Source organism: Gemmatimonadota bacterium (genome assembly GCA_040388625.1).
GTDB lineage: Bacteria > Gemmatimonadota > Gemmatimonadetes > Gemmatimonadales > Gemmatimonadaceae > Fen-1247.
In genome coordinates this window covers 263,202-288,866 of record JAZKBK010000005.1, presented here as the reverse complement: position 1 = coordinate 288,866, position 25,665 = coordinate 263,202, and the positions used below count along the sequence as shown (strand labels likewise).

The window sequence follows — 25,665 nt, the reverse complement described above, 5'->3', positions numbered from 1 at the left end:
GTCACGCCCCCGGCGTATTGCGCGTCGCAGCCCACTCGAGGAAGAGATCGAATATCGCTGGATCGAAGTGGCCGTTCGCATTGTTCTCGGTCATTACGGCCACGGCGCGCTCATGATCGAAACCCTTGCGGTACGAGCGATTAGTCGTGAGAGCATCGTACACATCGGCGATGCAGAGAATGCGCGCCGAAAGCGGTATCGCTTCACCCGCCAGCTCATCCGGATACCCCGCACCGTCCCAACGCTCATGATGGTTGCGCACCATGGGTCGCACATCCCACGGGAACTCGATGTCGGCCAACAGCTCCACGCCGGCTTCCGGATGACGCTTCATGATGCGCCACTCGGCGTCATCGAGCTTGCCGGGCTTGTTGAGCACTTCCTGGGGAACTATCAACTTGCCCACATCGTGCAACAGGGCGCCGATGCGAAACCAGAACAACGTCTTGGAGTCGAACCCCATCCGCTCGGCGAGCATGCACGCCACGTCTGCGACACGTACGCAGTGTCCCTGTGTGTAACAGTCCTTGCTTTCGATCGATTCGCCCCACTTCCGCACCACTTCGAGGAACCGCTCTTCCAGACGTCCATTGCGTCGCGCGATTGCATCGAGATCACGCTCCGCGCGCAACTGTGAAAACCAGCCGTGTGCTGCGTTCAGCGCCTGCAGCGTGTCGCTGTTTCGCGCCTGAATCCAGTAGAGCTCGGCCTGCTCCCGCGCCGTTTCAGCGGCCAGCAGCAAATCATGTGAGTTGTCCGCGATCCGGGCCGCCTGCGCAAACCAGCCCTCCGCACGATCCAGCTGACGCTGCTCCCTGCACACGACGCCGTAGTGCTTGTAAACCTCGCCGAGCCACGGCGCCGATACGTTGTGTTCGCGCTGCGCATCGTTCAGCAGCCGCTCACAACGTTCACGCGCCCTGGGCAGATCGTTGCGTGCGATCCAGAGCTCGGCCTGGTTCACCTCGATCCTGCGCAGCAGCTCTCTGTCGTCGCTGCTTGCACACGCTTCGCACGCGGAGCCGTAGGCCGCTTCGGCGTCTTCCCACCGTCCGAGATCTGTCAACACCATCCCGACATTGTTGAGCACGTGTGCTTCGTAGGACGAGCGACCCAGCGCATGGAAGCGCCTCCGGCTCGATCCATACGACTCCAGCGCGAGCTCGAGATTGCCGCGAATGTTGGCAACGGTTGCGAGATTCTGATCCAGTATCGCCAGGAGCAGCTCATCATCCGCTTGTACGGCCCGGCTTCGCGCGCGCAGATACAACTCCTCGGAACGGTCTAGGTTGCCCAGCGTCTGCTCGACTACCGCCAGCCCGTTCAGCGCGTGCGCTTCCACACCCACGTCACCCGATGATTCCGCAGCCGCCACTGCGCGCTCCAGCACGGAGAAGGCCGTGTCCGGATTCCCCTCCTCGGCGTGCGTGCGTCCGATCCAGCGTAACAACGACGAGCGCGCCGCCGGAGTGAGTGCGTCATCATCCAGCAGACTCTCGTAGCACGCGCGCGCCGCCGCCCATCTGCCATTCCGCTCGAGACTCCTCGCCTCGCTGACCACGTCGTCGAACGAAACGGTAGAAACAGCATGCGGTACTGCGTCGATCTGCGCCATTGTCGCCGTCGTCACTGACTCGATACGACCATGCGTCGCTCGAGACCCGCGGAGCGCAGTTTTCTGCCAAGCGTCGGACGCGATATTCCGAGGATCCGGGCCGTCGCGCTGAGGTTGCCATGCGTGAGCGCGAGCGTGGCCTGAATTGCTTCCGACTCGATCTCGTCGAGCGTTTTGCCGCCGGGTGGAATGCGGATCACTGTTCCGCATTCCACATCGACATCTGCCTGAACGCTGCGCCTGCGCTGGAACAGCAGGTGCTGTCGCTGGATCGTCTTTCCACCGGCGACGATTACGGCGCGCTCGATGACGTTCTTCAGCTCGCGCACGTTGCCGGGCCACGTGTGCGTGCAGAGAGCAGCGAGCGCATCGGCGGATAGTGTCGCGGGGACACCGTCGCTTTCACGCGCAAGGTCGCGCAGAAAGTGACGCGCAAGCAGCTCGACGTCGCCAGACCTCTCACGCAACGGTGGAAGATCCAGACGTACGACGCTCAATCGATAGAACAGATCCTCGCGAAACGCCCCGCTGTCGACCGCATCCGAGAGCGACACGTTGGTACCTGCAATGACTCGCGCCGCGATCGGCAGCTCGACGGATCCACCCACGCGCCGGAACGTGCGCTGCTCCAGTATGCGGAGCAATTTCGGTTGCAGCTTGAGCGGCAGCTCACCTATCTCGTCCAGGAAGATCGTGCCGCGGCCGGCGACTTCGAGCAGACCTCGCTTCATCGCGCGTGCATCCGTGAATGCGCCGCGCTCGTGGCCAAAGAGCTCGCTCTCCAGAAGGGATTCCGGGATCGCCGCGCAGTTTATTGCAACGAAGGGATCGTTGGAGTGGGTGGAGCACGCGTGGATTCCGCGCGCGAAGAGCTCCTTTCCGGTCCCTGTCTCACCGCAGACCAGCACGGTCGCTGCGCGGCTAATGCCTACTTTGGTCGCGAGAGCCACCGCTGCCTGCAGAGAGTCACTCTGCCCCACGACCATCCCTTCCGTCCAGATTACCGGCTCCTGACGGGCGGTCTGACGCGCGGCTGGGTCAGGCAGACGCGGAGGCGCCCACCCAATCCCAAGCGAAGCAGGTTCGGTGTAAGTACTCAATGCGGATGCGAGGTAGGTGACACTCTCAGAGTGTCGGCCAGCCTCGCATCAAGCTGTAACCAAATGGCGCCCCCCGAGAGGGCTACAAAGCGGCCAATTCCTCCGCAATTGCTTCGGCTCGTCTGATCGCTCCTATCTCGGTAAAGCCGACCAGGGCTTCTCGGAGAACATCCCTGGTTCGCTCCGAATCGCCCTGCTCCCGGCAAAGCTCGCCCAGCTCGGTCAGGAGCTCCAGCTGAAGCAGGGCGTCCTCGCCCTCCCGGGCCTGATAGCGAGCCTGCCGCAGTGTCTCCACCGCTGTCGCCAACTGTCCCCGCAACCGCTCGATCCGTGCCTTGAGCCGTAGCGCCTCGGCCATACGAAGGCGGTCCCGCCGGATCTCGGCGATCTTGAGCGCCCGGGCAACGGACCGCGTCGCACTGTCAAGCTCCCCCTGCCGTATCCGCACGTCGCCGAGGTTCAGCTCGACCGTTGCCTCGACCACCATGTCTTCCCGCGCGTACGCGATGGCAAGAGCCATCTCAAACGATTCGACCGCCTGTGCATAACGCTTCCTTGCGACGTAATGCAGTCCGATGTTGTTGTGCGCGTAGGACGCTCCTTCCTTGTCGCCGACGCTCTCGAACGCCTTGAGGCTCAAGCGCAACCGCACTATCGAAGTGTCCCAGTCACCCAACGACGATGCGATCACTCCCTGATTCAGCTCGACCATCCCGAGCAACCGCCGGTCTGCGCTCGCTTCGGCGCGAAATGCGGCCTGGCTGTACAGCCGCTCGGCGTTCTTCAACTCTCCTCGACGCTGTGCAATGGTGCCGAGGCAGTTGAGCGCATGCGCCTGGCCGTTCACGTAGTCGAGCCGCTCCGCCATTGCGAGACTTCGATTGAAGAACCTGTACGCGGCAGGTGTATCCCCTCGTTCGCTGAGCACCCAGCCCTTCCATCTGAGCGCATCGGCAGCCATGGGGGAATCGCCCTCATCCTCCATCAACGAGAGCGCGTCGTCGTAGTGCGCCAACGCACTGTCCGCGTCGCCATGGCGTTGCGCTGTCTTGGCCTTTTCAATGAACTGAGCTGCGCGTGCGCGCAGCTCATCGAAGGGTGTGGGTGGAAAGTGCATCGCTTCGGAGTTCATTGGGCGCCTCAGGTGCTGATGAGGATATAGCCCGAGAAGTGCTTGATTATGAAGCTGGAAGTGCCGAGGTGCGCCTTGCCATCGGGGCCAATGATGATCGTTGTCGTGGCGTTGATAATCTCAGCGACACGTGCCAGCAATCCGTTGATGATGTCCTGCAGGCCGTTTGCGGTGTAACCGCCATGGATGCCTGATGCGGCGCCGGGATTGTCCACCAGCGTCGTCAGACTCATGTCCTGCTTGATCGTTACGGGCGCATAGAACTGCGTGCCGTGCGGACCAAACTCGTATGAGATCGCCTTGCCAGAGTCGGCGGTGACGGTGATCGGCGTGGGCGTGAGCACCGCGCCGCGGGCGAACGTTATGGTGAAACCTGCCTCGGGAATCGAGATCGACCCACCGGCGGTGCCGATTGTGTGGGTGACCGTGATCGGATGAGCCAGCGCCTGCTGGCGCTGAACGACCGGGTAAAGCAGGTCATTCACAGTTTGAACGACTGTCTGAACGACCGTTCCAGTAAGATTGATGACTCCACCAAGCAGGTTGGCATTGGCTCCAGGCGTTGCCGCCACTGCAGCATTCGGCGGGGTCAGCGATGCCTGGGGGCCGGAAAGGTTCTCCGGTGTGCACCCTGTCGCGATGAGCGCGACGCCGAGACCGAATATGGTAGAGCGAACGATCGAAGTACGAAACATGTGCTTGGCTCCAGTAATGTGCGAAGGTTCTTGCACCGGGCTCTAAAGCAACCGGCGGGCCACAAGCTAAATCGTTGAATAGCAACGACTTACGATGCGACCCGCCGGTTTACGAAACGAAATGGCTGTAACGTAGCGTTACAGGTGCAACGCTTCAGCCCATGATGAACATTCGATTACCGCGCTATCGCCAGGGGTCCTGGAGCGTTGGAGCCGAGCGGACCGGACCATGCTGCCAGCCGAGCGTCGCCGGCTGCCGTGAGCTGCCGGGAGCGACCGGTCTGGATATCCAGAACCCAGATGGCCTTGGAACCGCCACGGTTGGATGTGAGAGCGATGTGGCGCGCGTCCGGTGCCCAAGACGGGTCCTCGTTTTCTCCAACCGAGGTGAGGCGGCGGACGTTGTGATTGTCCCGGTTTACTACCCAGACCTGGAAATCGCCATTCTGCTGCTGGTACGCGATCATCCGTCCGTCAGGGCTCCAGTCCGGGCTGGTGTGATAGACCCGTGTCTTTGGGGGAGCCGGTGCTTCGACACGCTCGTCCGTTCCGTCGAGATTGGCGGAATAGATCTGCGGAGTCTTGGGACGGGAGGAGACGTAGGCGATGCGCGTACCATCGGGGCTCAGAATCGGCTCATCGACGTCGAAGGCGCGGTTCACGGGAAGCGGCCTGGCCGTCGTGGCGGCGTCGAGCTGGACCGAGACAAGACCCGTGTGGAAATCGGAGCCGTTCGCGTATATGACCGACTTGTCATCGGAGGAGAAGATCGGCGTGATGTTGAGGCCGCGCGGCGTTGCCGCCAACGTGCGAGTCTTTCCGGTAACCAGATTGACCAGGGCGATCTGCGTACCTGCATCACTCATCTCGCTGTAAACGATGCCGGTGCCGTCGCGGCGCCATGCAGGCGACATCGCCTTGTCGCCTTCCTTGTCGATACGCGTTACGGGATGATCGTTGGCGCCATCGAAATCGACGACACGAATCACACCGTTCGATACGTATGCCACGCGTGACTGCGCGATGCCGCGGTGGCCGGTCATCCATTCCTCGACAGCGTCAGAAACACCGTGGATTGCCCAGCGGCGGGCCGCGGTCGCTGAATCGCGAATCACTGCTTCACGTGCGATCGCATCGCGCTGGACTCCGGCGCGCGCAGCCTCGTCACGCTCACGCTCGCCACGGATTATCGCGAGCTCTCCCAGCGCGCCGATGAGCATATTGTTGCGCTGAGCGACGAGCTCGGCGTACTGCGACTTCGCCTCCTTGTTGCGCAGCCTGGGCGCCTTTTTCGCCATCTCCACCTGGAGCGAGTCGCGAACTGTCTCTGCGCGAACTATGCGCGTGCGACGCATGAGATCGCGTGCGTCGAAGGCCTGGTTCAGCGAATCGGCAATCGCCTGCTCCGTGCGATGCGGCACCTGAGGAAGCGCAAAATCATGCTGCTGCCTGACTGTACCGCTCAGCGGATCGACGAGCGACACGGTCACTCCGGTCGCAGTGGCGACTGTCCTGACCACAGTAGTTGGCTGTTGCGCCTTCTTGGTGGACGGAATGGCAGGTGTCAGATCGGATACGACCTGTACGCGATCGCCGAAATTCAGATCGCGCGAGATGATCGTCTGCACCGAATCACTCTCGAGTCCGTCGACCGGAAGCACGACTGCGCGTACCTGCGGTGTAGCAAGAGATGCCGACGTTTGTTGCGAGTGCGCCCGCGCGGGACGATGCGACGCGGCGGGTTTCTGGCCGAACGCAGGAAGCGCCGGCAGCAGCAGGAGCCCAATGCACAACGAGCGATGGGACAACATGGTCGAGCCTCCAAAAGGTGCGCCACAGGGACGTATCCCATACAGCTGATTCCGCCCGAATTCCCCAGCACGCGATCGCGTGCGTCCCATTAGGACGAGCCGCCCATGGGTTGGTAATCGGCGATTTTCGCCTGGCAAGAAATACAACATCTGACTTACAGCATGGTACGATCCGTACCGGACAAATCGACGGGAAAAGACTAATTCAGGCCGTCGGACAGGAAGGAAAGAAAATCATTCGGGCTCCGTGTAAGCCCGGCGAATGTTGTGACGGTCTTGCCGTCGGGATCGACTATCGCATAGAGCGGCAGGGCAATGGTTCCGAAGCGCTGCTGTTGCATCTGCTGCTGCCTGTCGTAGATATCGCCGTCGCCGTCGGTGTAGAGACGCGCGAGGACGAAGCGGTTCATCGCGACTCTTATCTCGGGTCGAGTGAACATGTTGGCTTCCATCCAGCGACAATTGGTGCAGGTGTATCCAGTGAAATCGATGAATACACGCCTGTTCTCCTGACGCGCTACGGCGAGCGCGGCGGGAAGATCGTTGAGCCGCCAGTTGAGCTCGGCTGGGACATCGGCGGCGTTTACCGGAGCCGGTGCGCCGCCGACGGGAGGAAGGAATGATTCCAGCGTACCGAGCGTGCTACCCGTCAGGCCGGTGGCCAGCCACATGCCAATCGCGAGAAACACCAGCGCCGGAATCGCCTGCGAGGCACTGATGTGCGGCAGGGCGCGCTGCGATGTCCGGGTTGCTTCCGAACGCGCGAGCGGCGGCTCGTGCGGCAGACGAAATGCGCCCAACAGGTAGAACGTGGCGATCAGCGCGAGCGCTACCCAGATCGCGAGCACGACATCGTGCGTGAAGATATTCCAGTGCCAGACCAGATCCGCGTTGGATATGAACTTCGCCACCGCGGCGATCTCGACGAAGCCCATCACGACCTTGACGCGATTCAGCCATGCGCCGGAGCTGGGCAGACTGTTGATCCAGCGAGGAACAGTCGCGAGAACGATGAATGGAAGCGCGAATACGATGGCATAAACCAGCATTCCGACAATCGGCCGTTGCCATTCGCCCTGTGATGCGGCGACCAGCAGCGTGCCGATGAACGGCGCGGTGCACGTGAAGCTCGTGAGCGTGAACAGCACACCCATGAGCAGCGTGGTCGTTGCGTCGGATTCTTTCCTGCCCCGCGTGGCCGAATCGATGCCGCTCAGCACTCGGCTCGACACGTTCAACTGATAGAAGCCAAGCAGGTTGAGCGCGAGAGCGAGAAAGATTGCTGCAATCGCGAGGTTCACCCATGCGTTGGCGGCGAAGCGCGTCAGCCCCGCAGCTCCAACGAGCGCGGCGACGGTAACGCCGAGTGCGGTAAAGGTGACGATGATGCCGAGTCCGAAGATCGCGACCGCGGTGAACGCTCGGGCTCGGCTAGTCTGGGCGTGACGCAGGAAATACGATACCGTGATCGGCACCATGGGAAAGACGCACGGTGTGAGCAGCGACAACGCACCTGCGGTCGCAGCAAGCCAGAGAAAGGCAGGAGAAACTCCCGCCGGTGCCTGGATCACGGATTCATCCGACGCTGAGAATCATCGGCGGTGACTACCTGGCCGTTGTTACGACCGGCGCCACGAGCTTCGCGGTCTGCGGCGGGAGGCAGAGCGATGCGTTGCAGACCTGGTACCTGACGTTCACGTGGACGGAGTCGCCAGCGGCGGACTTTCCGGTGAAGCGCACAGGTACGTCGAAGCTGGCCGCGTTTTCATGCAACTGCACATTCATCTTGAAGGCGCTGTCGAATGCGACGTGCGGCGGCAGGACCGCCTCGGGGCTGCCGGCGGCGACGAACGACTGCCCATCTGGAACGGAGATCCGGGTGGCATACGGTCCGCCGGGCGGCTGGCTGATGGAGTAAATGTGCCAGCCGGCCTGAATGGTGCCATCGACCCTTACGGTCGATACCGTACCATTGGTGATCGCACCCCGAACCGGGGCAATTGACCAGTGAACAGGTGTTTGCGCCGCAACCCCGGGCGTCTGGGAGCAGGCGCCGAGGGCGACGACTGCAGCCGTATATATGAATGCGGTCTTCATGGGCGTAGGGCTGAAATATAGGTAATGAGCGAGCAGGGATTCCGGTTGCGGCCCGTTATCAGCGGATGGCGGCTAGCGGAGCGCGATCGTGTGTGTAATATCTGCCTCTGTTACCCGCCGCCGTGCGAATCTGACACAGCCCATGAAATTCAGCCAAAACCGGAATTCCAACATGAAGAGAGCCGCCTTTCTTGTCGCGGCAGTATTGATTCCAGCCGCCGCGTTCGGCCAGCGTGCCACGCGACGCGGGGAAGCACGTCCGGACAGCAGCCGCGACACGACGGTTCGGGGGCGCGCCGACACAACGGTCGAAACCACCATCCTGCAAGGCTCCCGCGCGCCAGCACCCGCGAGAGAGGTGCATGTGGTTACGCATCACTCGGCGACGATCGGCGGCAAGCGAATCGATTACGACGCTACGGTTGGCAACATAATTCTGCGCGACAGCACAGACGAGCCGACGGCGGAGATCTATTACACGGCGTATACGCAACGTGGCGTAACAGACCGCTCTCGCAGACCGATCATGTTCGCGTACAACGGTGGACCGGGATCGTCGTCCGTGTGGGTTCACATGGGATTGCTCGGGCCCAAACGCGTCGACATTCCCGACACCGTGCATTCAGCGCCGCCACCTTATCATCTGGTGGACAATCAGTACAGCATGCTGGACAAGGCGGATCTCGTTTTCATCGACCCGGTGGGAACGGGATACAGCAAGCCGGTCGGCAAGGCGAAGGGAAAGAATTTCTGGGGCGTGGATCAGGATGCCAGCTCTCTCGGCGAATTTGTGAGTCGTTATCTGAGCGAGTCGGGGCGATGGAACTCGCCGCGCTATCTGATGGGCGAGAGTTACGGAACCACGCGCTCCGCGGCGCTATCGGCCGTGTTGCAGAATCGCTACAACATCGATCTGAATGGTGTGATTCTGCTGTCGTCGGTGCTGGACTTCCAGACAATCACGTTCGACGCCGGAAACGACATGCCGTACGTCATGTATCTGCCATCGTATGCGGCGGTTGCGTGGTATCACAACGCACTGGCGAATCGACCGGCCGAGCTGCGCCCGTTTCTCAAGGAAGTCGAGCACTTCGCCACGACTGACTATGCGCAGGCTCTGATGGCGGGCGACAATCTCTCGAGCGCGGATCGCGCGAGAATCATCGCCAAGCTGCAGCAGTACACGGGACTCAACGGTGCGTACATCGACAAGGCGAACCTTCGGGTGAACGCTGGACAGTTCGAGAAGGAGCTGCTGCGCGAGCACGGCCAGACAGTCGGTCGTCTCGATGCGCGCTTTGTCGGTGAGACCGGGGACCTGCTCGCGGAAAACGCCGAGTACGATCCGCAGTCGGCAGACATCAGTTCGGCGTACGTGTCGCTGTTCAACCAGTACATGCACGAGGAACTCAACTACGGCCGCGACAAGCTCTACGCGATCTCCGGCAGGGTGAATCCATGGGATTGGACGCATGGCGACAGACGCGGCTGGCCGGGCCATACCAACGTTGCGGTGGATCTCGCGAACACATTGAGCACGAACCCCAAGTTGCACGTGATGCTCAACAGCGGCCTCTTCGATCTTGCGACGCCGTACTTTGCCGCCGAGTGGACAATGGATCATCTCGGCGTTCCGAAGCAGGTACGCAGTCAGATCACCGAAGCCGAGTACATGTCGGGGCACATGATCTATGTCAATGTTCCGTCACTCGCGCAATTCAAGAGCAACGTAGCGGCGTTCATCGACAAGACGTCGGGGCTCTGAGCAGGGATACTACGTTGTAGACTCGTCATTCCCGCGAAAGCGGGAATCCATCTGATGCCGATCAACTTCCTGGTGTCATCGCAACCAGAGATCGACAACATGGATTCCCGCTTTCGCGGGAATGACGAACATCACGCCTATCGCTCTATCAGTGGCCCAATTCCGTTGCGGCTCTGTCAACCAACGCGGCCTCGGCGTTCAGTGCCGCTGACACACGTCCGATCTCGGTTGTTGCCAGTGGCCACTCCTTCTGTTCGATCGCCTCGCGCACGCCGGGGATCGTCTTGACGCCGTAGCCAGTGTAGTAACCGGGCGCATACAGCAGGTGCTTGAACCAGGGACGGTTCGGGAGTCCGGCATCCGACAGGAGCACGCGCTCGCTCTGCAGCAGATCTGCGTTGAGCTTGACGAAGCTCTCCGTGGCTGCGCCGTCCATCGATTGCGCGAATGCCGCCTGATAGCGCTCAGCGGCCCGGGTCAATGCAGCAGTCGCGCTGTCCAGCGGCGCAAAGTCTAGATCCGGTATCGCCGCTTCAGCGTTCGGAAGCGTGAGCGGATGACGCGGATCGTTGGTGAGGAAGAATCCACTGTCGGCAACTTCACGGTTGTGCTCGACGACATCCGATGCCATCGTCTTGTGAAGCGTCTTGAGCTCGGTCACGTAGGTGCCGACGGTCTGCGCAAGATCGGTGAAGTCATACGGAATCACGTCAGCGTCAGCGAGGCGCATCACGGCGGTGCCGGCAGTCTGCGCGAGCGCCTTGCCATATACGAACGACGTATCGGAGAAGTGCGTGTACCAGTAGAAGTCATCGTACACCGAATGGTACACACCACCCTGATCCTCGCCGCCGAAGCCCAGGTTCATCGATGGAACGCCGACGTGCTGCAGGAACGCAGTGTAGTCGGAGCCGGAGCCAAGTGCGCCGATGTGAAGATCGGCGCGGTTCCGAATATCCTTGCGCGCGGCGGCGGACGCATGCAGGAGCGAACGCGCGCGAGACCGGCTTGCAACGCTCGCGCCGGTTTCGGGATCGGTTATGTCGCGCATCACACCGTTGATGAACTTCTCCAGCACGTGCGAGCCGCTGACGCCGAGATAACCGCGTCCGTTAGTGTCGCTGTTGAGATACGCAACTGCATGTGCCGCGAGCTCCTTCGCGTGTGTTTCAGCCCATTCGGTCGAACCCAGCAGACCGGGTTCCTCTCCATCCCAGGCGGCGTAGATGATCGTGCGCTTGGGGTGCCAGCCCTGTTTGACGAGCGCGCCCATTGCGCGGACTTCCTCCAGCAGCGCAACCTGACCGGCGATCGGATCGTCCGCGCCGTTCACCCATGCGTCGTGATGATTTCCACGAACCACCCATTCATCCGGCGACGAGCTTCCGCGCAACTGGCCGATCACATCGTAAATCGGCTTGATGTCCCAGTTGGACTTGACGACGAGATGGACTCGCGCAGGTCCGGGTCCAACCTTGTACGTGATCGGGAGCGCACCACGCCAGCCGTTCGGCGCAACGTCACCGCCAATGGCCGCGAGCAGTGGCTTCGCATCACCGTACGAGATGGGAAGCACGGGGATCTTCGTGAGTACTTTCACGTCCTTGAGTGCGAGACGCTTTGCATCCTTCGTAGCGCCGACACCCGGAGTCAACGGATCACCTGGATAGGTTGGCATGTCCATCACACTGCCACGCTGGACGCCGTCGGCCGGACGCATCGGTCCTTTCGGAAAGACGTCGCCATCGTTGTAACCGTCATCGCCAGGATCGGAATAGATCAGACAACCGATCGCGCCGTGCTCCGCGGCGACTTTCGGCTTGATGCCTCTCCACGACTGCCCGTAACGCGCGATGACTATCGCGCCCTTGACCGATACACCGCGCCGTGCAAGCTCATCGTAGTCCGAAGGGATTCCATAGTTGACGTAGACGAGTGGACCCGTGACGTCGCCGTCGATCGAGTACGCGTTATAAGTCGGAAGTTGCTCCGATGTCTGGAACGACGTCGGGTCTCCCGGTACCGGTGGTTCCTGAAGCTTCGCCGTGAAGCGTGTCGGCGCGACGAGCTCGACGAGTCGCTGCTTTGGTGTCGGGAAGAGCACGTTGAACGTCTCGATGTGCGCATCCCATCCGGCATCCTTGAACTGTTTGAGGATCCATTCCGCGTTCTGCTTGTCGTACGGCGAGCCAACGTGATGTGGACGCGCGGCGAGCAGTTTCATGTCCGCGCGCATGCGCGCTGGATCGGGTAACGCGCGAAACTTGTTCTCCCAGTCGCGTTGAATTCGCGACGATGCTGGAGTGAAGCCGAGGATGTCGCCCGATGGAGGCGGAGACGCCGCGACCAGCGGGACGGCGAGCACGCCAAGCGAAGCGAGAAACGGGAGACTGAAAAATCGCATGTAGCCCTCACAGCAGTGGTTGACGACCGACACGAGCCAGTCGCCGAATATACGGTTCACAGGTCGCCCGCGTGGGCTGACAGGCGCACCGGTTGTCGGATCACATGTTCGAAGGCGTGTTCACACCGTTCCACTCGGATCACCCGGCATGTTCCCGATCGCCGCGCCCGTGCCGTACGCCAGCGACGGCGCGACCGGGAACATGCCGGGTGTCGTTAACTTCAACTGTGAATGACTCGACCAGTCGACGCCGGCGGCGAAGAACTACCTGGAGCGCGGCTTCCCGTGGACGAGGCGATCCCCGCCCTGCGCGCGGCGCTGGCGAGCGGGAACGGCGCCGTACTGCAGGCCCCTCCCGGCGCCGGAAAGACGACTCACGTCCCTCTCGCTCTGATCGACGAGCCGTGGCTCGGCAACTCCAGGATCGTGATGCTGGAGCCGCGCCGGCTGGCCGCGCGCGCGGTAACGCATCGCATGTCTCAGCTGCTCGGTGAGCGCGCCGGCGACACTGTTGGATACAGGGTGCGGCGCGACACGCGAATAGGGCCGAGAACGAGGATCGAAGTAGTGACGGAGGGAATCCTCACGCGAATGTTGCAGAGCGATGCAACGCTGGAGCGCGTGGGGCTTCTCATCTTCGATGAGTTTCACGAACGCAGTATTCACGCCGATACCGGGCTCGCACTCGCGCTGCAATCGCAGTCATTGATACGACCTGATCTCAGAATACTCGTCATGTCGGCCACGCTGGACGGCGCGCGGGTCGCAACGCTTCTGGATAGTGCTCCTGTGATCAGAAGCGAAGGGCGGATCTTCCCGGTCGAGCTGGCGTACTCGGCGCGGCCGGACGCACGGAGCCTGGCAGCGGCGGTTGCATCCAGAGTCGTGGCTGCACTCGACGATAACGACGGCGACATTCTGGTATTTCTTCCCGGCGGAGCGGAGATACGGCGTGTCGCCGCACTGCTCGCGGGGCGCGTGCCGGACAACGTGCACGTCGAGCCGCTGTATGGCGATCTGTCGCAGCAGGCACAGGATGCGGCGATTGCACCCGCACCGCGCGGCTCGCGCAAGGTCGTGCTCTCGACGCCAATCGCGGAAACGAGTCTCACGATCGAAGGTGTCCGGGTCGTGATCGACAGCGGACTCGCGCGCGCACCCCGCTTTTCGCCACGAAGCGGAATGACGCGCCTCGAAACCGTCCGCACATCACGCTCTTCTGCCGACCAACGCGCGGGACGCGCGGGACGAACGGCGCCGGGCAGGTGCTACCGTCTCTGGCCGGAGCACGAGCAGCATCATCTTCTGGAGCACACGAGTCCGGAGATTCTTCAGGCTGATCTCGCGCCGCTTGTTCTCGAGCTTGCAGTTGCCGGGATAAAGGATGTGGACGAGCTTCGCTGGCTCGATGCTCCACCACTATCGGCGCTGGAGCAGGGAGCGCAACTGCTGACGATGCTCGGCGCGCTCGATCAGTCCGGTGCCATCACGCATCATGGTCGCGCGATGGCGGCGCTGCCGGTTCATCCACGCATCGCGCACATGCTGATAAGATCGATCGCTATCGGCAATGGTGCGATCGCATGTGACATTGCCGCGATACTCGGCGAGCGTGACTTCGTACGTGGCGTCGATGGAGCTGCCGACGCCGACATCGGGATTCGTCTGGAGTTGCTGCACGCGCCGGCTGGTCGCGTCGCACTGCACGGCGCGCAGGTCGACGGGACGCAACTGCGACGGATTGCGGCAGAAAGCATGGCGCTTAGACGTCAGCTGGGTGTTGCCAGTCATTCCGCGGGTGAGACAGCGAACGCGGGAGTGGTTCTGGCGCTCGCATACCCCGACCGCATCGGTCAGGCGCGGGGCGACGTGATGGACGGGCGCTTCCTGCTTCGAAACGGGCGCGGCGCAGCGCTCACACACCCGCAGGGACTGTCGTCAGCCGAATACATAGTAGCCGCCGAGCTCGACGGTGATGCGCGATCGTCGCGAATATTTCTAGGTGCATCGTTGACGCAATCGGAGATCGATGCGCTGTTCGCAGATCAGATCGAGGTCGAGGAGGTTCTGGAGTGGGATGATCGCGCGCGCAGCGTTCGCGCGCGAATGCGAACGCGACTCGGCGCGATCACACTCAGTGAATCGCTAGTTACCGATTCTGGAATGAAAGGCGCGGCGCAGCTGATGCTGAACATAGTGCGCCGCGAAGGGATTCAGACGCTTCCATGGAGTGGCGCCGCGAAGACAGTCCGCGAGCGTGTCGCATTCGTGCGAGCGAGACACGCGGATTGGCCCGACATGTCCGACGAGTTCCTCACGGCGACGCTCGACGACTGGCTGGCGCCCATTCTGGACGGACGCACGTCTCTGCGAGATCTGGACGACGATCTCGACCGTGCATTGATGGCGATGATGGACTGGCGGCAGCGCAGCGATCTCGACAGACTCGCACCACTTCATTATGTCGCGCCGACGGGCACGCGTGTCGCAATCGACTACGGCAAGCCGGACGCGCCAAGCATTGCCGTGAGACTACAGGAGATGTTCGGCGTGAAGCAGACACCGACTGTCGATGCCGGAAGCGTTCCCTTGACGCTCGAGCTGCTATCGCCAGCGCGCAGGCCAGTGCAGGTCACGCGTGATCTGGAAGGTTTCTGGCGCGGGAGTTATTTCGAGGTACGGAAGGAGCTGCGCGGACGGTATCCAAAGCATGTCTGGCCGGAAGATCCCCTGACTGCAGCGCCGACGGCGAGGGCAAAACGGAGGGGAGAGTAACGCCGTTCCGAGCCTAGGTCAGCTTGCGCGTGCGGCTTCGCGCTCCTGCTCCGTAGGGTGCGAGCCGGTGAGATCCAGCATCGACTTTCCCTCGAAGTAGTTGACCACCGGCAGGTGATCGACGTTGTCGAGCCGCCGCAGAGCTTTCCGCATCCGCTCCGCCTGTTCAGCGATCGCGGCACCCGCATAGCGCGCATCGAGCGATGCGTCGTCGGACGCCGCGAGCATCTGAGATTCGAGCATGACGCTCGCGAGCGCATTGTTCAGCTCATGCCGAAGTCCTGTCGTGAGTTGCTGCAGCGATTTGGCCCGCTCGGCCGTCTGATGCGACATCTCGCCCCAGAAGGCGATGAAGGAAACGGCCAGAAGAAAGCAGCCTACAAGTCCGAGCCCGATGTAAAGCGACCGGCTGGCGGTGCGAACGACTGCGGGCACGAGCGCCGTAGCGAGACTCGGACGAAGCACGGTTTCAATGGTGAAGCCGTCCGGTCCGCTCTGGAAGTGGTACTCTCCGCGGTAGGGACTGTCGTAGGAATGGGGTGATACGTAGAGCACCGTTCCATCGACTGCGGTGATCCGTACACCGATGAGTGAATCGTTCGAGACGTGATTGGCAGCGGCGGACTTGTCCAGGTTCCACGCAGATCCCGCGAATGACGGCGGCAGAAGCGGTACCGACTGCATTGTCGCCTGCATCGCGTGGCGAAAATTCGTTGCACGCGCCTGAACGACGATATACATGTACTGACGCCCGGCCGAGTCGGCGACCGCCGCGGCCGAGACGATTATGGGCTCGTGCGCGCCGGGAAGCACGAGGAGCGGCGTTCGTGCCGTATCCAGTCTCGCTCTCGCCAGGGCCTTGGCCACCACCGCAGCCGCACGGCTGGAATCGGCCATCGAGCCCACGCCTTCCCAACTATGGGTTCGCACATCGACGCGGATATAGCCGCGAAGCGAATCAGGGTCGTATTTCTCTGCGGCGTAGAGAGAGTCGGCGCGGTGCGCGAAGGTGGCCAATGGCGGCGCTGCTCCATCCACGACTATGGTGCCCATCAACGGACCGTAGAGTCTCGACCTGAACCCCTCCGACCGTCGGATCGCCTCCGTGCCCAGGATCCGGCCCGCCGAAGTCGCGTAGTCCCGGAGTGTCTGCGATGTAGTCGTGTCGAGGGCGGCATTGACCTGCCGTACCTCAGTTGCCAGGATGGCGCACACAACCGTCGTGCCGGCAAGGCAGGCGACGACTAGCGCAGCGCGCCATGACCGTGCAGGTGAGGGGGACCCAGGTTGCATTACACGTCGTTGAGGTTGACAAATGACGATCCTGCGATGGCAGTGTCACTGCCATCGCTTCGTGGATCGGCAAGAGGACGCGGTTCGAGGCGGCGCGCTAGGACGCCAGCGCTACCATTGGCGAGCTACTGCTGGGAGTCCGCCAGCCACGAGTCCCGTATCGCGATCTGTCTTGACGATGCGCCCGGATCGGCAGTAATCGTCCAGCGCGTGGCGTCGCGGTTCAGCTTCAGACCGGCCAGAGCGAGGATGCTGTCGAAGTCCATGTCTTCCTTTCCGCCCACGTAGCGCTCGAACCAGGGATGCATGTCCTTGCCCATCACCTGCGATACCGCGTGCTCCACGTCGGCCTCGGTGTAGCCGCGTCCCTGCAGGTAGTAGGACGCGTTCGGCTGATCCCACGAAAGCTTCTTGAGCGCACGCAGGGCATCGTCCAGCGAGCGCACGTTGTTGCTCTGGTCGCGGATCATCAGATCGAGCGCGAGCGCAATGCCAGCACCCTTGAAGTAATAGGTGAAGAATGTTTGCGACGCATTCGTCTTCTGAGCACGCGGTGCGCCATCGAAGAACGGAGCCTCGAACGAGGCCATGCGCGCGGAGACTTCCTTGCGGCCCGGCGCGGTGAGGTTTGCCTGGACGATTCCCGCCATCATCGCATACGTGTCTTCGGTCGAGCCAAGCTTCGCGCGCGACGTCGCCATCTCGCCGTAGTACTGCGTCCAGCCCTCCGCCACCCAGAGACTCGGCTGATACTGCTCGCGCGTGTAGTCGAACGGCCCGAGCGCGAACGGCCGGATGCGCTTGACGTTCCACACGTGGAAGTATTCGTGCGCGGCCGTCTCGACTCCCGCAAGAACGGAGGCAGTATCCACCCACGGTTTGCGATCGATGATCTGCGTCGAGTACAGGTGCTCCATGCCATCGCCGCCGGGGAAGCCGATGTGGAACAGGAATGTGTACATGCGCAGCGGCGGCGGTCCGATCACGCGGTTGTGAGCCTCGACGATCCTGCGAATCGAGGCCACGAAGCGGGCGCGTTCTTCGGGAGTGGTCGGTCCGTTGTGATGAACGACCGTGCGATACAGTCTGTTGTCGACCGTGAATGAATCGACCATGAAACCAGGCGCGACTTCGGTCGGCGTGTCGATCAGGCGGTCGTAGTTCTCGAATGAATAATCGGTCTGGTCGAGCTTCTGCGCGTCGCCGTTGATGATGTGCCACCCATCGGGTGCATCGACATGCAACGTAACCGGCGAGGGCTTGCGGCCCTCGACGTACATGAAGAGCGATGCACCATTCCAGTTCGCGTGCAACGTGTCGAGCACGCTGAATGTTCCGGACAGATCGTCGCCGAATACGCGATAGTGAGCTACAACGCGATGCGCAGCACCGGGATAAACGCGCCACAGCGATCCGTTCTCGCGATCCCATTTGAGCGCCTTGCCGTTACCATCGGTTACGGAGAACTCCTGTACATTCTTGGCGAAATCCATGCGCGCGTACCGTCCGGGCGACCAGACCGGCATCTGCAGCTTCAGGACAGAACCCTTCACGCCATCGACATCGATGGTGACGGTGTACAGGTGCGACGCCGGATCCGGCATCGCTACCGTGTAGTGAATCTGCGCGACAGGCGCCGGAGCGACGTGCGCAGGTGATATCGTGCCGAGCAACGTCAGGAGGGTGACAATCGACGCTAACATTGACGTGACCTGTTGCGGAGAACGGTTTCGGTGGGCAGGCTAGGCGCCCGCTCCCGTCAAGCTGTAGAGAAGCAAGCCCAGCACGATCGCCGTGACTACGATGTAGGTACGGTCGTGCTGCTTCACGAAGGCGAGCAGGGACAGTGCGACGCGGGCGATCGGGGTTGCGATCAACAGCAGCAGCCCGAGCTGGATCACCGCCTCAGGCTGGAACCGCAGCGCCTTGGCCACAACCTCGGAGACGGATTTGAGCGCATCCGGTTGTCCATGGAATACGTGGTAATCCGCGATTCTTCCGCCATGCAGCGAGAGGAAGAGCGCGCCACCGACAACAGTCACGGCAGCGGCTATGATCACTCCCCAACGCAGGAGATTTCCGACGAAGAGCTCTACGTGCTCGTCGCTCCAGCGACCGGTGCGCCACAGCGGCTCACTCATATGCCGCCTCGCAGACCCTTGTAAGCCATTTCCACAGCGAGGAACACTATCACGACGGTGAATATCGTGCGCAGTGCGCGCACCTTCGCGCCGGCAAGAACTCGTGCACCCGTAAGCGCACCGGCAAGCACGCCGAGCATGACGGGGAACGCGAGCACAGGATCGATGTACCCGCGATGCAGATAGACGCCCGCGCTCGCCGCCGCGGTCACGCCGATCATGAAGTTGCTCGTCGTCGTCGAGACCTTGAACGGAAGACGCATCGCCTGATCCATTGCGAGCACCTTCACGGCTCCCGATCCGATGCCAAGCAGCCCGGACAGGATTCCGGCGAGGAACATGAGCGAGAAGCCGGTCGGCACTGCGTGGACGGTGTACGCCTGCAGCCCTTCGGCGGTAGGATATGTGCCGTCCATCCTGAGGCGCGTGGCCCACTTGTCCGGCGGGCCGTCGATGGAATGTTCTTCCCGCGGCTGAAACGACCGGTAGGCCGAGTATGCCAGGACCAGGGAGAAGATTACCGCTATGGCGCTCGTCGAGATGAGTCCGGCAATGTAGGCTCCGCCCAGCGCGCCGAGCGTGGTCGCTACTTCCAGGAACATTCCGATTCGAATGTTGGTGTAGCCCTCGCGGACATACGCGGCGGCCGCACCGGACGACGTCGCTATCACCGAAATCAGTGAAGCGCCGATCGCATACCTGATATCCACTCCGAACACCAGGGTGAGCATGGGCACGATGATCATGCCACCGCCGAGCCCCGTGAGTGCTCCAAGCATGCCAGCCGCGAATGAGCCAATCGCGACCAGCCCCGTCATGGCAAGAACACTCATGGAGGACACAAAGTCATGGAACGCGTAGCTTAGTTGATCGGGACTCCAGCCGCCACCCGCCGCAACAGGCGGCGGGACCAGGGCGTATCTGTCCTGGCAGGGCACCGCCGCCGCTCAAGCCGCCATCAAGTCGTACCATCCCAGCTCCAACCAACATTCCGGTTCCACTTTCTCTCAGGGTGCGCGCTCTTCTTGCCGCCGCCGTGATGTTACCCGCGCTGATGCGCGCCCAGCAGCCGGCCGACTCTCTTCGCACCGTAACACTGCCCGAGGCGTTGGCGATGGCCGCGCGTGTCAATCCGGCGCTCGCGGCGGGCAAGGCAGCGGTCACGACTGCCCGAGCAAACCGCCGCGTTGTTACCGGCGAATACCTCCCATCACTCGGCGTCGCCTCCAGCGCCGGTCGTGGAACGACTGTTCAAGGAGGAAGTAGCGTCACCAACGGGATTCCGGTGTCGTCTTCCGTCCGCCCTCTGGACGATACGTACGGCTCCGGGATTTCGGCGGCGGTTCCGGTCTTCACGGGTGGACGACGGGGTGCAGAGCGCCAGAGCGCCGATGCGCAACAGGTCGCTGCGGATGCAGGGCTCACCGCGAGTGAATACGACGTGCGGCTCGCGACCAAGCAGGCTTACTTCGACGTGTTGCGGGCGAGCGAGCTCGTCGATGTCGCTACAGCGCAGGTTGCACAGGCACAGCTCGCAATGCGGGACGCCGACAGTCGGCTGCGCGCGGGCACGACGACACGCTCCGACGTACTTCGCGCGCGGGTCGCACTGGCCACGGCGCGAGACGCGCTTGCAACGGCTGGATCGCAGAAGACGGCGAGCCAGTTCGCACTGGCCCGAGCGATCGGCAGCGACGTACCTGTAGATGCCGCGCCGGTGCCCGGCGACGATTCGCTTCCGCTTCCGGTCTCTCGCGATTCGCTGGTGAGGAATGCAGTGAGCGCAGCGCCGGTGGCACGTGCCGCGACAGCCGCCGCGCAATCGGCGGACGCGGCGATTACGGCAGCGCGCGCACAGTACCTTCCCACCGTTCTTGCGAGCGGCGGTTACGGATGGCTGGAACAACGCTCGGTGAATCCGCGCCCGGTTGGCGGATGGACGTTGCAGCTCGGGATTTCCTACCCGCTGTTCAACGGATTCCAGCGTGGCGCTTCCGTGACTCGTGCAGAGGCGGATGCGGTGGCAGCACACTCGACAGCCGTCGATACCGAGCGCGGTGTGCGCGCCGACGCGGTGAAGTCGTACGACGACGCGACAGTGGCGGCGCAGAGAATCGGATTCGCGCGCGAGGCAGTCGATGCTGCGCGCGAGGATCTACGCGTGCAGGAGCTGCGGTACAGAGCCGGCGCGTCGACCTTTCTCGATGAGGTAACATCGCAGCTCAATCTCGCGCAGGCAGAAACTTCGCTCGTCCAGGCACGCTACGATTATCAGATCGCGCGAGCCAGACTCGAGCGCGTGCTCGGCCGGGAGCTCAGATAGATGTGGATCGTCAAGCTGGCACTTCGGAGGCCATACACTTTCGTCGTGGTTTCGATACTGATCGCGCTGTTCGGAGTCGTCTCGGCGCTCAGGATGCCGACCGACATCTTCCCCGCCATCAACATTCCGCTCGTGACGGTGGTGTGGCAGTACGGTGGAATGCCGCCGGAAGAGATGGAACGCCGAATCGTCTCGACTGCGGAACGCTACTACAGCGCGACCGTCGGAAGCATCGAGCACATCGAATCGCAGTCGATCAACGGCGTTGGCGTCATCAAGGTCTATTTCCAGCCCGGCACCGACATACCGACCGCACTCGCGGAGATCACCTCCGCCTCACAGACCGCGGTCAAGAATCTCCCACCGGGAATTCAGCCGCCGATCATCCTTCGCTTCAACGCGACGGACGTTCCGGTGCTGCAGATCGGCGTCGACAGCAAGACTCTGTCAGAGACTCAGCTCTACGATCTGGCGACCAACACGATGCGGCTCAAGCTTGCCACCGTGCAGGGTGCATCGCTTCCCTTGCCGTACGGGGGCAAGGCACGCCAGGTAATGGTCGACCTGGATCCGGCGGCGATGTACGCAAAAGGCGTCTCACCATCGGATGTCAGCGACGCAATCAACGTACAGAATCTCGTACTGCCTTCCGGGACGGCGAAGTTCGGAAGTCGTGAGTATTACATACGACTGAACTCCACTCCTGACGTCGCGGCGATGCTCAACGACATGCCGATCAAGACGGTGCACGGAACCACGGTCTACATCAAGGATGTGGCGCAGGTTCGCGACGGCTATGCAGTGCAGACGAATCTCGTACGGGAGAACGGGCATCGCGGTGTCTATCAGAGCGTCGTAAAGAACGGCAACGCCTCGACGCTGGACGTCGTCGCGCGCATCAAGGCTGCGCTGCCGGCCGTCAAGGCGGCCCTTCCCGCGGGTGTATCGCTCAACCTCATGCTGGACGAGTCGCTGTACGTGCGCGCGTCGTTGCACGGGGTGCTTCGCGAAGCGATCATCGCCGGATTGCTGACGGCAGCGATGATACTGCTCTTCCTCGGCAGTTGGCGCAGCACGCTGGTGGTGGCGACGTCGATCCCGCTGTCCATCCTCGTTTCGATGATCTGCCTCGCCGCGCTCGGTCAGAGTCTCAACGTCATGACTCTTGGCGGCTTCGCGCTCGCAGTCGGAATCCTGGTGGATGACGCTACGGTCACGATAGAAAGCATTCATCGAAATCTGGGAACGGGCAAGCCGCTCATGCAGGCGATTCTCGATGGTGCCGACGAGATAGCTGTACCCGCATTCGTCTCGACTCTCGCCATCTGTGTCGTGTTCACGCCGGTGTTCTTCCTCGGAGGCGTCACAGGCGCGCTGTTTCAACCGCTCGCGATGGCGGTCATATTCGCGATGCTCGCCTCGTACGTTCTGTCGCGTACTCTCGTACCGTTGATGGTGCGGTATCTGCTGCCAGCTGAAGTCACGATGTACGCGGCGCACCACGGCGGTGCGGCCGTGTCGGACATCTTCTGGCGCGTGAATCGCTGGTTCGAGACGCATTTCGACCGCATGCGCGCATGGTACAGCAACGTGTTGGCGACGGCGCTGCAGCATCGGCGTCGCGTCGCCATGGGTGCAACGGCTGCCGTACTCGCATCGCTGGTGTTGCTCCCGTTCGTAGGCCAGGATTTCTTTCCTCGTGTGGACGCGGGCCAGTTTCGAGTTCATGTCCGTGCGCCGGCGGGGACGCGACTCGAGGAGACCGACGCCATCATAGCGCAGGTCGAGCACGCGATTCGCGAAGACGTTCCGCCCCGCGATCTCGGGCTGATCCTCGCGAACGTCGGAGTTCCGTCCAGCAGCATCAACCTGTCGACGGGCGACAACGCGACGATCGGGCCGGCGGATGCAGAGCTGCTGATCTCGCTCAATGAGGGCCGCGCTCGCTCGACCGCCGAATACATGAACATGCTTCGTGACGACTTCAGACAGCGGTTTCCCGGTGTCACGTTCGCGTTCCAGCCGGCCGACATAGTCAATCGCATACTCAACCTTGGTCTTCCAGCAGCAATCGACGTGCAGGTGGTGCCTGGCAAGAACGTCGACGGGTATGCGGTCGCGAGCCAGATCGCCGACTCCATGCGGCACATCCCGGGAGCGGTGGACGTACGCCAGCAACAGGTCATCGACGCTCCGGAGCTGTACTTCACCGTCGACCGCACGCGTGCCTCCCAACTCGGCCTCACGCAGCGCGACGTTGCGAACAGTCTGCTGATCTCGCTCAGCTCGAGCGGCCAGACGGCTCCCAACTTCTTCCTCAATCCCCAGAACGGCGTGTCGTACAAGGTTGCAGTGCAGACGCCGGAATATCGCCTGTCATCGCTCAGTGATCTGGAATCGACGCCAGTGATCGCCGCTGGTGTGGCACCACAGCTCTTCGGCAACCTCGCCACCGGATCGCGGCGAAGTGGCGTGGCGGTGGTGGACCACTATAATGTGCAGCGCGTGTACGATGTCTACGCCGGCGCGGAAGGCCGCGACCTTGGCAGCGTCGCGCGCGACATCGATCACGTCGTCGCACAGATACAGAAAAAGATGCCTCTCGGGACGACTATCGTGATGCGGGGACAGGTGTCCAGCATGCGCGAGGCGTTCACCGGACTGGGTTTTGGTCTGGCCTTCGCGATTCTGCTCGTGTACTTCCTGATGGTCGTGAACTTTCAGTCGTGGCTGGATCCCTTCATTATCATCATGGCGCTTCCAGCCGCGCTGGTCGGAATCGTATGGATGCTCTTCGTCACGCGCACGACTTTCAGTGTTCCGTCGCTCATGGGCGCGGTGATGGCGATGGGCGTTGCGACCGCCAACAGTATCCTCGTCGTCACCTTTGCAAATTCCCGCCGGGCAGACGGGCTCGATGCTGTCGAGGCGGCTCTGGATGCAGGCAAGACTCGTCTTCGGCCGGTACTCATGACTGCGCTCGCGATGATAATCGGCATGCTTCCCATGGCGCTCGGCTTCGGTGAGGGCGGTGAGCAGAATGCACCACTTGGCAGAGCGGTGATAGGTGGATTGATCATCGCGACAGTCGCGACACTCGTGCTCGTTCCCGTTGTTTACAGCGTTCTGCGCATCCGACCACCGGGTGGCGTGGATGACCCACTGTTGCACTCATGACGCACTCATCATCGCATTCCCCCGCCCCGCTACGCCGCTCACGCGCGACACTGCCGGTCTTCGCCGCCATCATCATGATCCTGCTGGCGATCGGAATCATTCCCCGCATCGCGCAGCGACGCGCGCTGGCTGACGAAGTCCGCGCGGTTTCCGACACCGCCATGCCGACCTCGGTCTCTACAGCCGTGCGAGCAAAGAGCTCGCCGCTCGTTCTGCCCGGCACACTTCAGCCACTGCACGAGGCCGTCGTCTATGCGCGGTCAGCTGGATACGTCCGCCAGTGGTATGCCGACATCGGTGCCCGCGTGAAGGACGGACAGGTGCTCGCAACCATAGAAGCACCCGAAGTGGATCAGGAAGTACAGCAAGCGAAGGCGCAGCTGAGTCAGGCAAACGCGTCACTCGCGCTTGCGAAGAGCGACCTGGACCGATGGAAGTCACTCGCGCGCGACAGTGCAGTGAGCCAGCAGGAACTGGATGAGAAGACAGCGGCGTACGAGGCGAGCGCCGCTACGGCGAATGCACAACGCGCCAACGTTCAGCGCCTCACGAGCGTGCAGGGATTCAGCAAGGTCACTGCGCCGTTCGCCGGCGTGGTTACCGCGCGCAATGTCGATGTCGGCACCCTCGTGAGTCCAGGCACCAGTGGCGCCGGCACCGGCGGACTTGGCCTATTTCGCGTATCGCAGACGGACACAATGCGCGTTTACGTGAACGTGCCGCAATCGCTCGCGCCTTCCATTCAGATCGGACAGAAGGCAAGCGTGTCGCTGGCCGAGCAGCACGACCATGTATTTACCGGCAAGGTTGCACGCACTGCTGCAGCACTCGATCCCGGCACGCGGACTCTCCTCGTAGAAGTGGACGTCGCGAATACCGATCATTCGCTGCTCTCCGGAAGCTTCGTGCAGGTAGATCTTGCGACCGGCGGAATGGTCGCGCCGGTTGTGGTGCCGGCCAATGCGCTTCTCTTCAATGCCGGCGGCACTCAGGTGATCGTGATAGATGACCATAACGTCGCGCACTATCACAAGGTCGCCGTTGGACGTGATTACGGCGCCACGGTAGAGATTCTATCGGGTGTGGACGAGGGAGCGACGGTCGCGCTCAACCCCTCGGACGACATCCGCGACGGTCACGCTATCAAGCCGGTCAAGGTGCCTGCGGGCAGCTGACGAAGATCGGCCGACACAGCCGCGAAACGCAATAGTGGTTGCGGATTACAACGGGCATCAAACGTTTGGCCGAGCCCGGGCAGCGACCTAAAGCGTTACGCAGCAAGGTCTTACGATCCGTGCCACAACGTGGCGCGGGCGTTGCCAAGTCCAGTGGTGTCC

General features: G+C 62.2%; 17 protein-coding genes. 5 read left to right on the top strand and 12 right to left on the bottom strand.

What is annotated here, in order from left to right; all coding sequences use genetic code 11:
- Position 1: 1 nt before the first annotated feature.
- The 7 genes from V4529_13065 to V4529_13035 all read right to left on the bottom strand — a co-directional run bounded on the left by V4529_13065 (position 2) and on the right by V4529_13035 (position 8,450).
- The gene (locus V4529_13065; GenBank protein ID MES2359257.1) at positions 2–1,630 is read right to left on the bottom strand and encodes an HD domain-containing phosphohydrolase; all 1,629 of its coding nucleotides are present in this window, start codon (positions 1,628–1,630) and stop codon (positions 2–4) included.
- Complete coding sequence (locus tag V4529_13060) at positions 1,627–2,715, bottom strand: sigma-54 dependent transcriptional regulator (protein MES2359256.1); 1,089 nt, start codon at positions 2,713–2,715, stop codon at positions 1,627–1,629. The genes V4529_13065 and V4529_13060 overlap by 4 nt, the downstream gene beginning before the upstream one ends.
- A gap of 82 nt (positions 2,716–2,797) precedes the next feature.
- The gene (locus tag V4529_13055) at positions 2,798–3,847 is read right to left on the bottom strand and encodes a tetratricopeptide repeat protein (protein ID MES2359255.1); all 1,050 of its coding nucleotides are present in this window, start codon (positions 3,845–3,847) and stop codon (positions 2,798–2,800) included.
- Positions 3,848–3,855: 8 nt separating this feature from the next.
- Positions 3,856–4,542 carry a hypothetical protein gene (locus V4529_13050; GenBank protein ID MES2359254.1) on the bottom strand — a complete coding sequence of 229 codons (687 nt, stop codon included), beginning with the start codon at positions 4,540–4,542 and terminating at the stop codon, positions 3,856–3,858.
- 176 nt (positions 4,543–4,718) lie between these two features.
- The gene (locus V4529_13045) at positions 4,719–6,353 is read right to left on the bottom strand and encodes a hypothetical protein (protein ID MES2359253.1); all 1,635 of its coding nucleotides are present in this window, start codon (positions 6,351–6,353) and stop codon (positions 4,719–4,721) included.
- 200 nt (positions 6,354–6,553) lie between these two features.
- Positions 6,554–7,924 (bottom strand): cytochrome c biogenesis protein CcdA, encoded by a 1,371-nt coding sequence (locus tag V4529_13040; GenBank protein MES2359252.1) that lies wholly within the window; start codon positions 7,922–7,924, stop codon positions 6,554–6,556.
- Between the two features lie 34 nt (positions 7,925–7,958).
- Positions 7,959–8,450 carry a protein-disulfide reductase DsbD domain-containing protein gene (locus V4529_13035; GenBank protein ID MES2359251.1) on the bottom strand — a complete coding sequence of 164 codons (492 nt, stop codon included), beginning with the start codon at positions 8,448–8,450 and terminating at the stop codon, positions 7,959–7,961.
- 172 nt (positions 8,451–8,622) lie between these two features.
- Between V4529_13035 and V4529_13030 the strand changes: the two genes are divergently transcribed.
- Positions 8,623–10,215 carry a peptidase S10 gene (locus tag V4529_13030; protein MES2359250.1) on the top strand — a complete coding sequence of 531 codons (1,593 nt, stop codon included), beginning with the start codon at positions 8,623–8,625 and terminating at the stop codon, positions 10,213–10,215.
- A 148-nt stretch (positions 10,216–10,363) separates the two neighbouring features.
- On the opposite strand, the gene V4529_13025 is transcribed toward V4529_13030, so the two are convergent.
- Positions 10,364–12,679, bottom strand: coding sequence for a M28 family metallopeptidase (locus V4529_13025; protein MES2359249.1), 2,316 nt, complete (start codon positions 12,677–12,679; stop codon positions 10,364–10,366).
- Positions 12,680–12,850: 171 nt separating this feature from the next.
- Here V4529_13025 and hrpB point away from each other — a divergent pair, with 171 nt between their 5' ends.
- Entirely contained in the window at positions 12,851–15,394 is a 2,544-nt protein-coding gene (hrpB, locus tag V4529_13020; GenBank protein ID MES2359248.1) for an ATP-dependent helicase HrpB, read from the top strand.
- An 18-nt stretch (positions 15,395–15,412) separates the two neighbouring features.
- Here the strand turns inward: hrpB and V4529_13015 are convergent, their stop codons facing one another.
- The 4 genes from V4529_13015 to V4529_13000 all read right to left on the bottom strand — a co-directional run bounded on the left by V4529_13015 (position 15,413) and on the right by V4529_13000 (position 19,661).
- Positions 15,413–16,687 (bottom strand): histidine kinase dimerization/phospho-acceptor domain-containing protein, encoded by a 1,275-nt coding sequence (locus tag V4529_13015; GenBank protein ID MES2359247.1) that lies wholly within the window; start codon positions 16,685–16,687, stop codon positions 15,413–15,415.
- Between the two features lie 125 nt (positions 16,688–16,812).
- A complete protein-coding gene (locus V4529_13010) occupies positions 16,813–18,390 on the bottom strand; it encodes a hypothetical protein (GenBank protein ID MES2359246.1) in 1,578 nt (525 codons plus the stop codon).
- Between the two features lie 39 nt (positions 18,391–18,429).
- Complete coding sequence (locus tag V4529_13005; GenBank protein MES2359245.1) at positions 18,430–18,828, bottom strand: DUF1634 domain-containing protein; 399 nt, start codon at positions 18,826–18,828, stop codon at positions 18,430–18,432.
- Positions 18,825–19,661: a sulfite exporter TauE/SafE family protein gene (locus tag V4529_13000; GenBank protein ID MES2359244.1), complete on the bottom strand. Its 837-nt coding sequence runs from the start codon at positions 19,659–19,661 to the stop codon at positions 18,825–18,827. Before V4529_13000 ends, V4529_13005 begins: the two co-directional genes overlap by 4 nt.
- A 179-nt stretch (positions 19,662–19,840) precedes the next feature.
- On the opposite strand from V4529_13000, the gene V4529_12995 reads away from it, so the two are divergent.
- From V4529_12995 to V4529_12985, 3 genes are read left to right on the top strand one after another with little or no spacing between them, the layout of a single operon-like run.
- Positions 19,841–21,151, top strand: coding sequence for a TolC family protein (locus tag V4529_12995; GenBank protein ID MES2359243.1), 1,311 nt, complete (start codon positions 19,841–19,843; stop codon positions 21,149–21,151).
- A complete protein-coding gene (locus V4529_12990) occupies positions 21,152–24,328 on the top strand; it encodes an efflux RND transporter permease subunit (protein MES2359242.1) in 3,177 nt (1,058 codons plus the stop codon).
- Positions 24,325–25,503 (top strand): efflux RND transporter periplasmic adaptor subunit, encoded by a 1,179-nt coding sequence (locus V4529_12985; GenBank protein MES2359241.1) that lies wholly within the window; start codon positions 24,325–24,327, stop codon positions 25,501–25,503. The genes V4529_12990 and V4529_12985 overlap by 4 nt, the downstream gene beginning before the upstream one ends.
- The last annotated feature ends 162 nt before the right edge of the window (positions 25,504–25,665 follow it).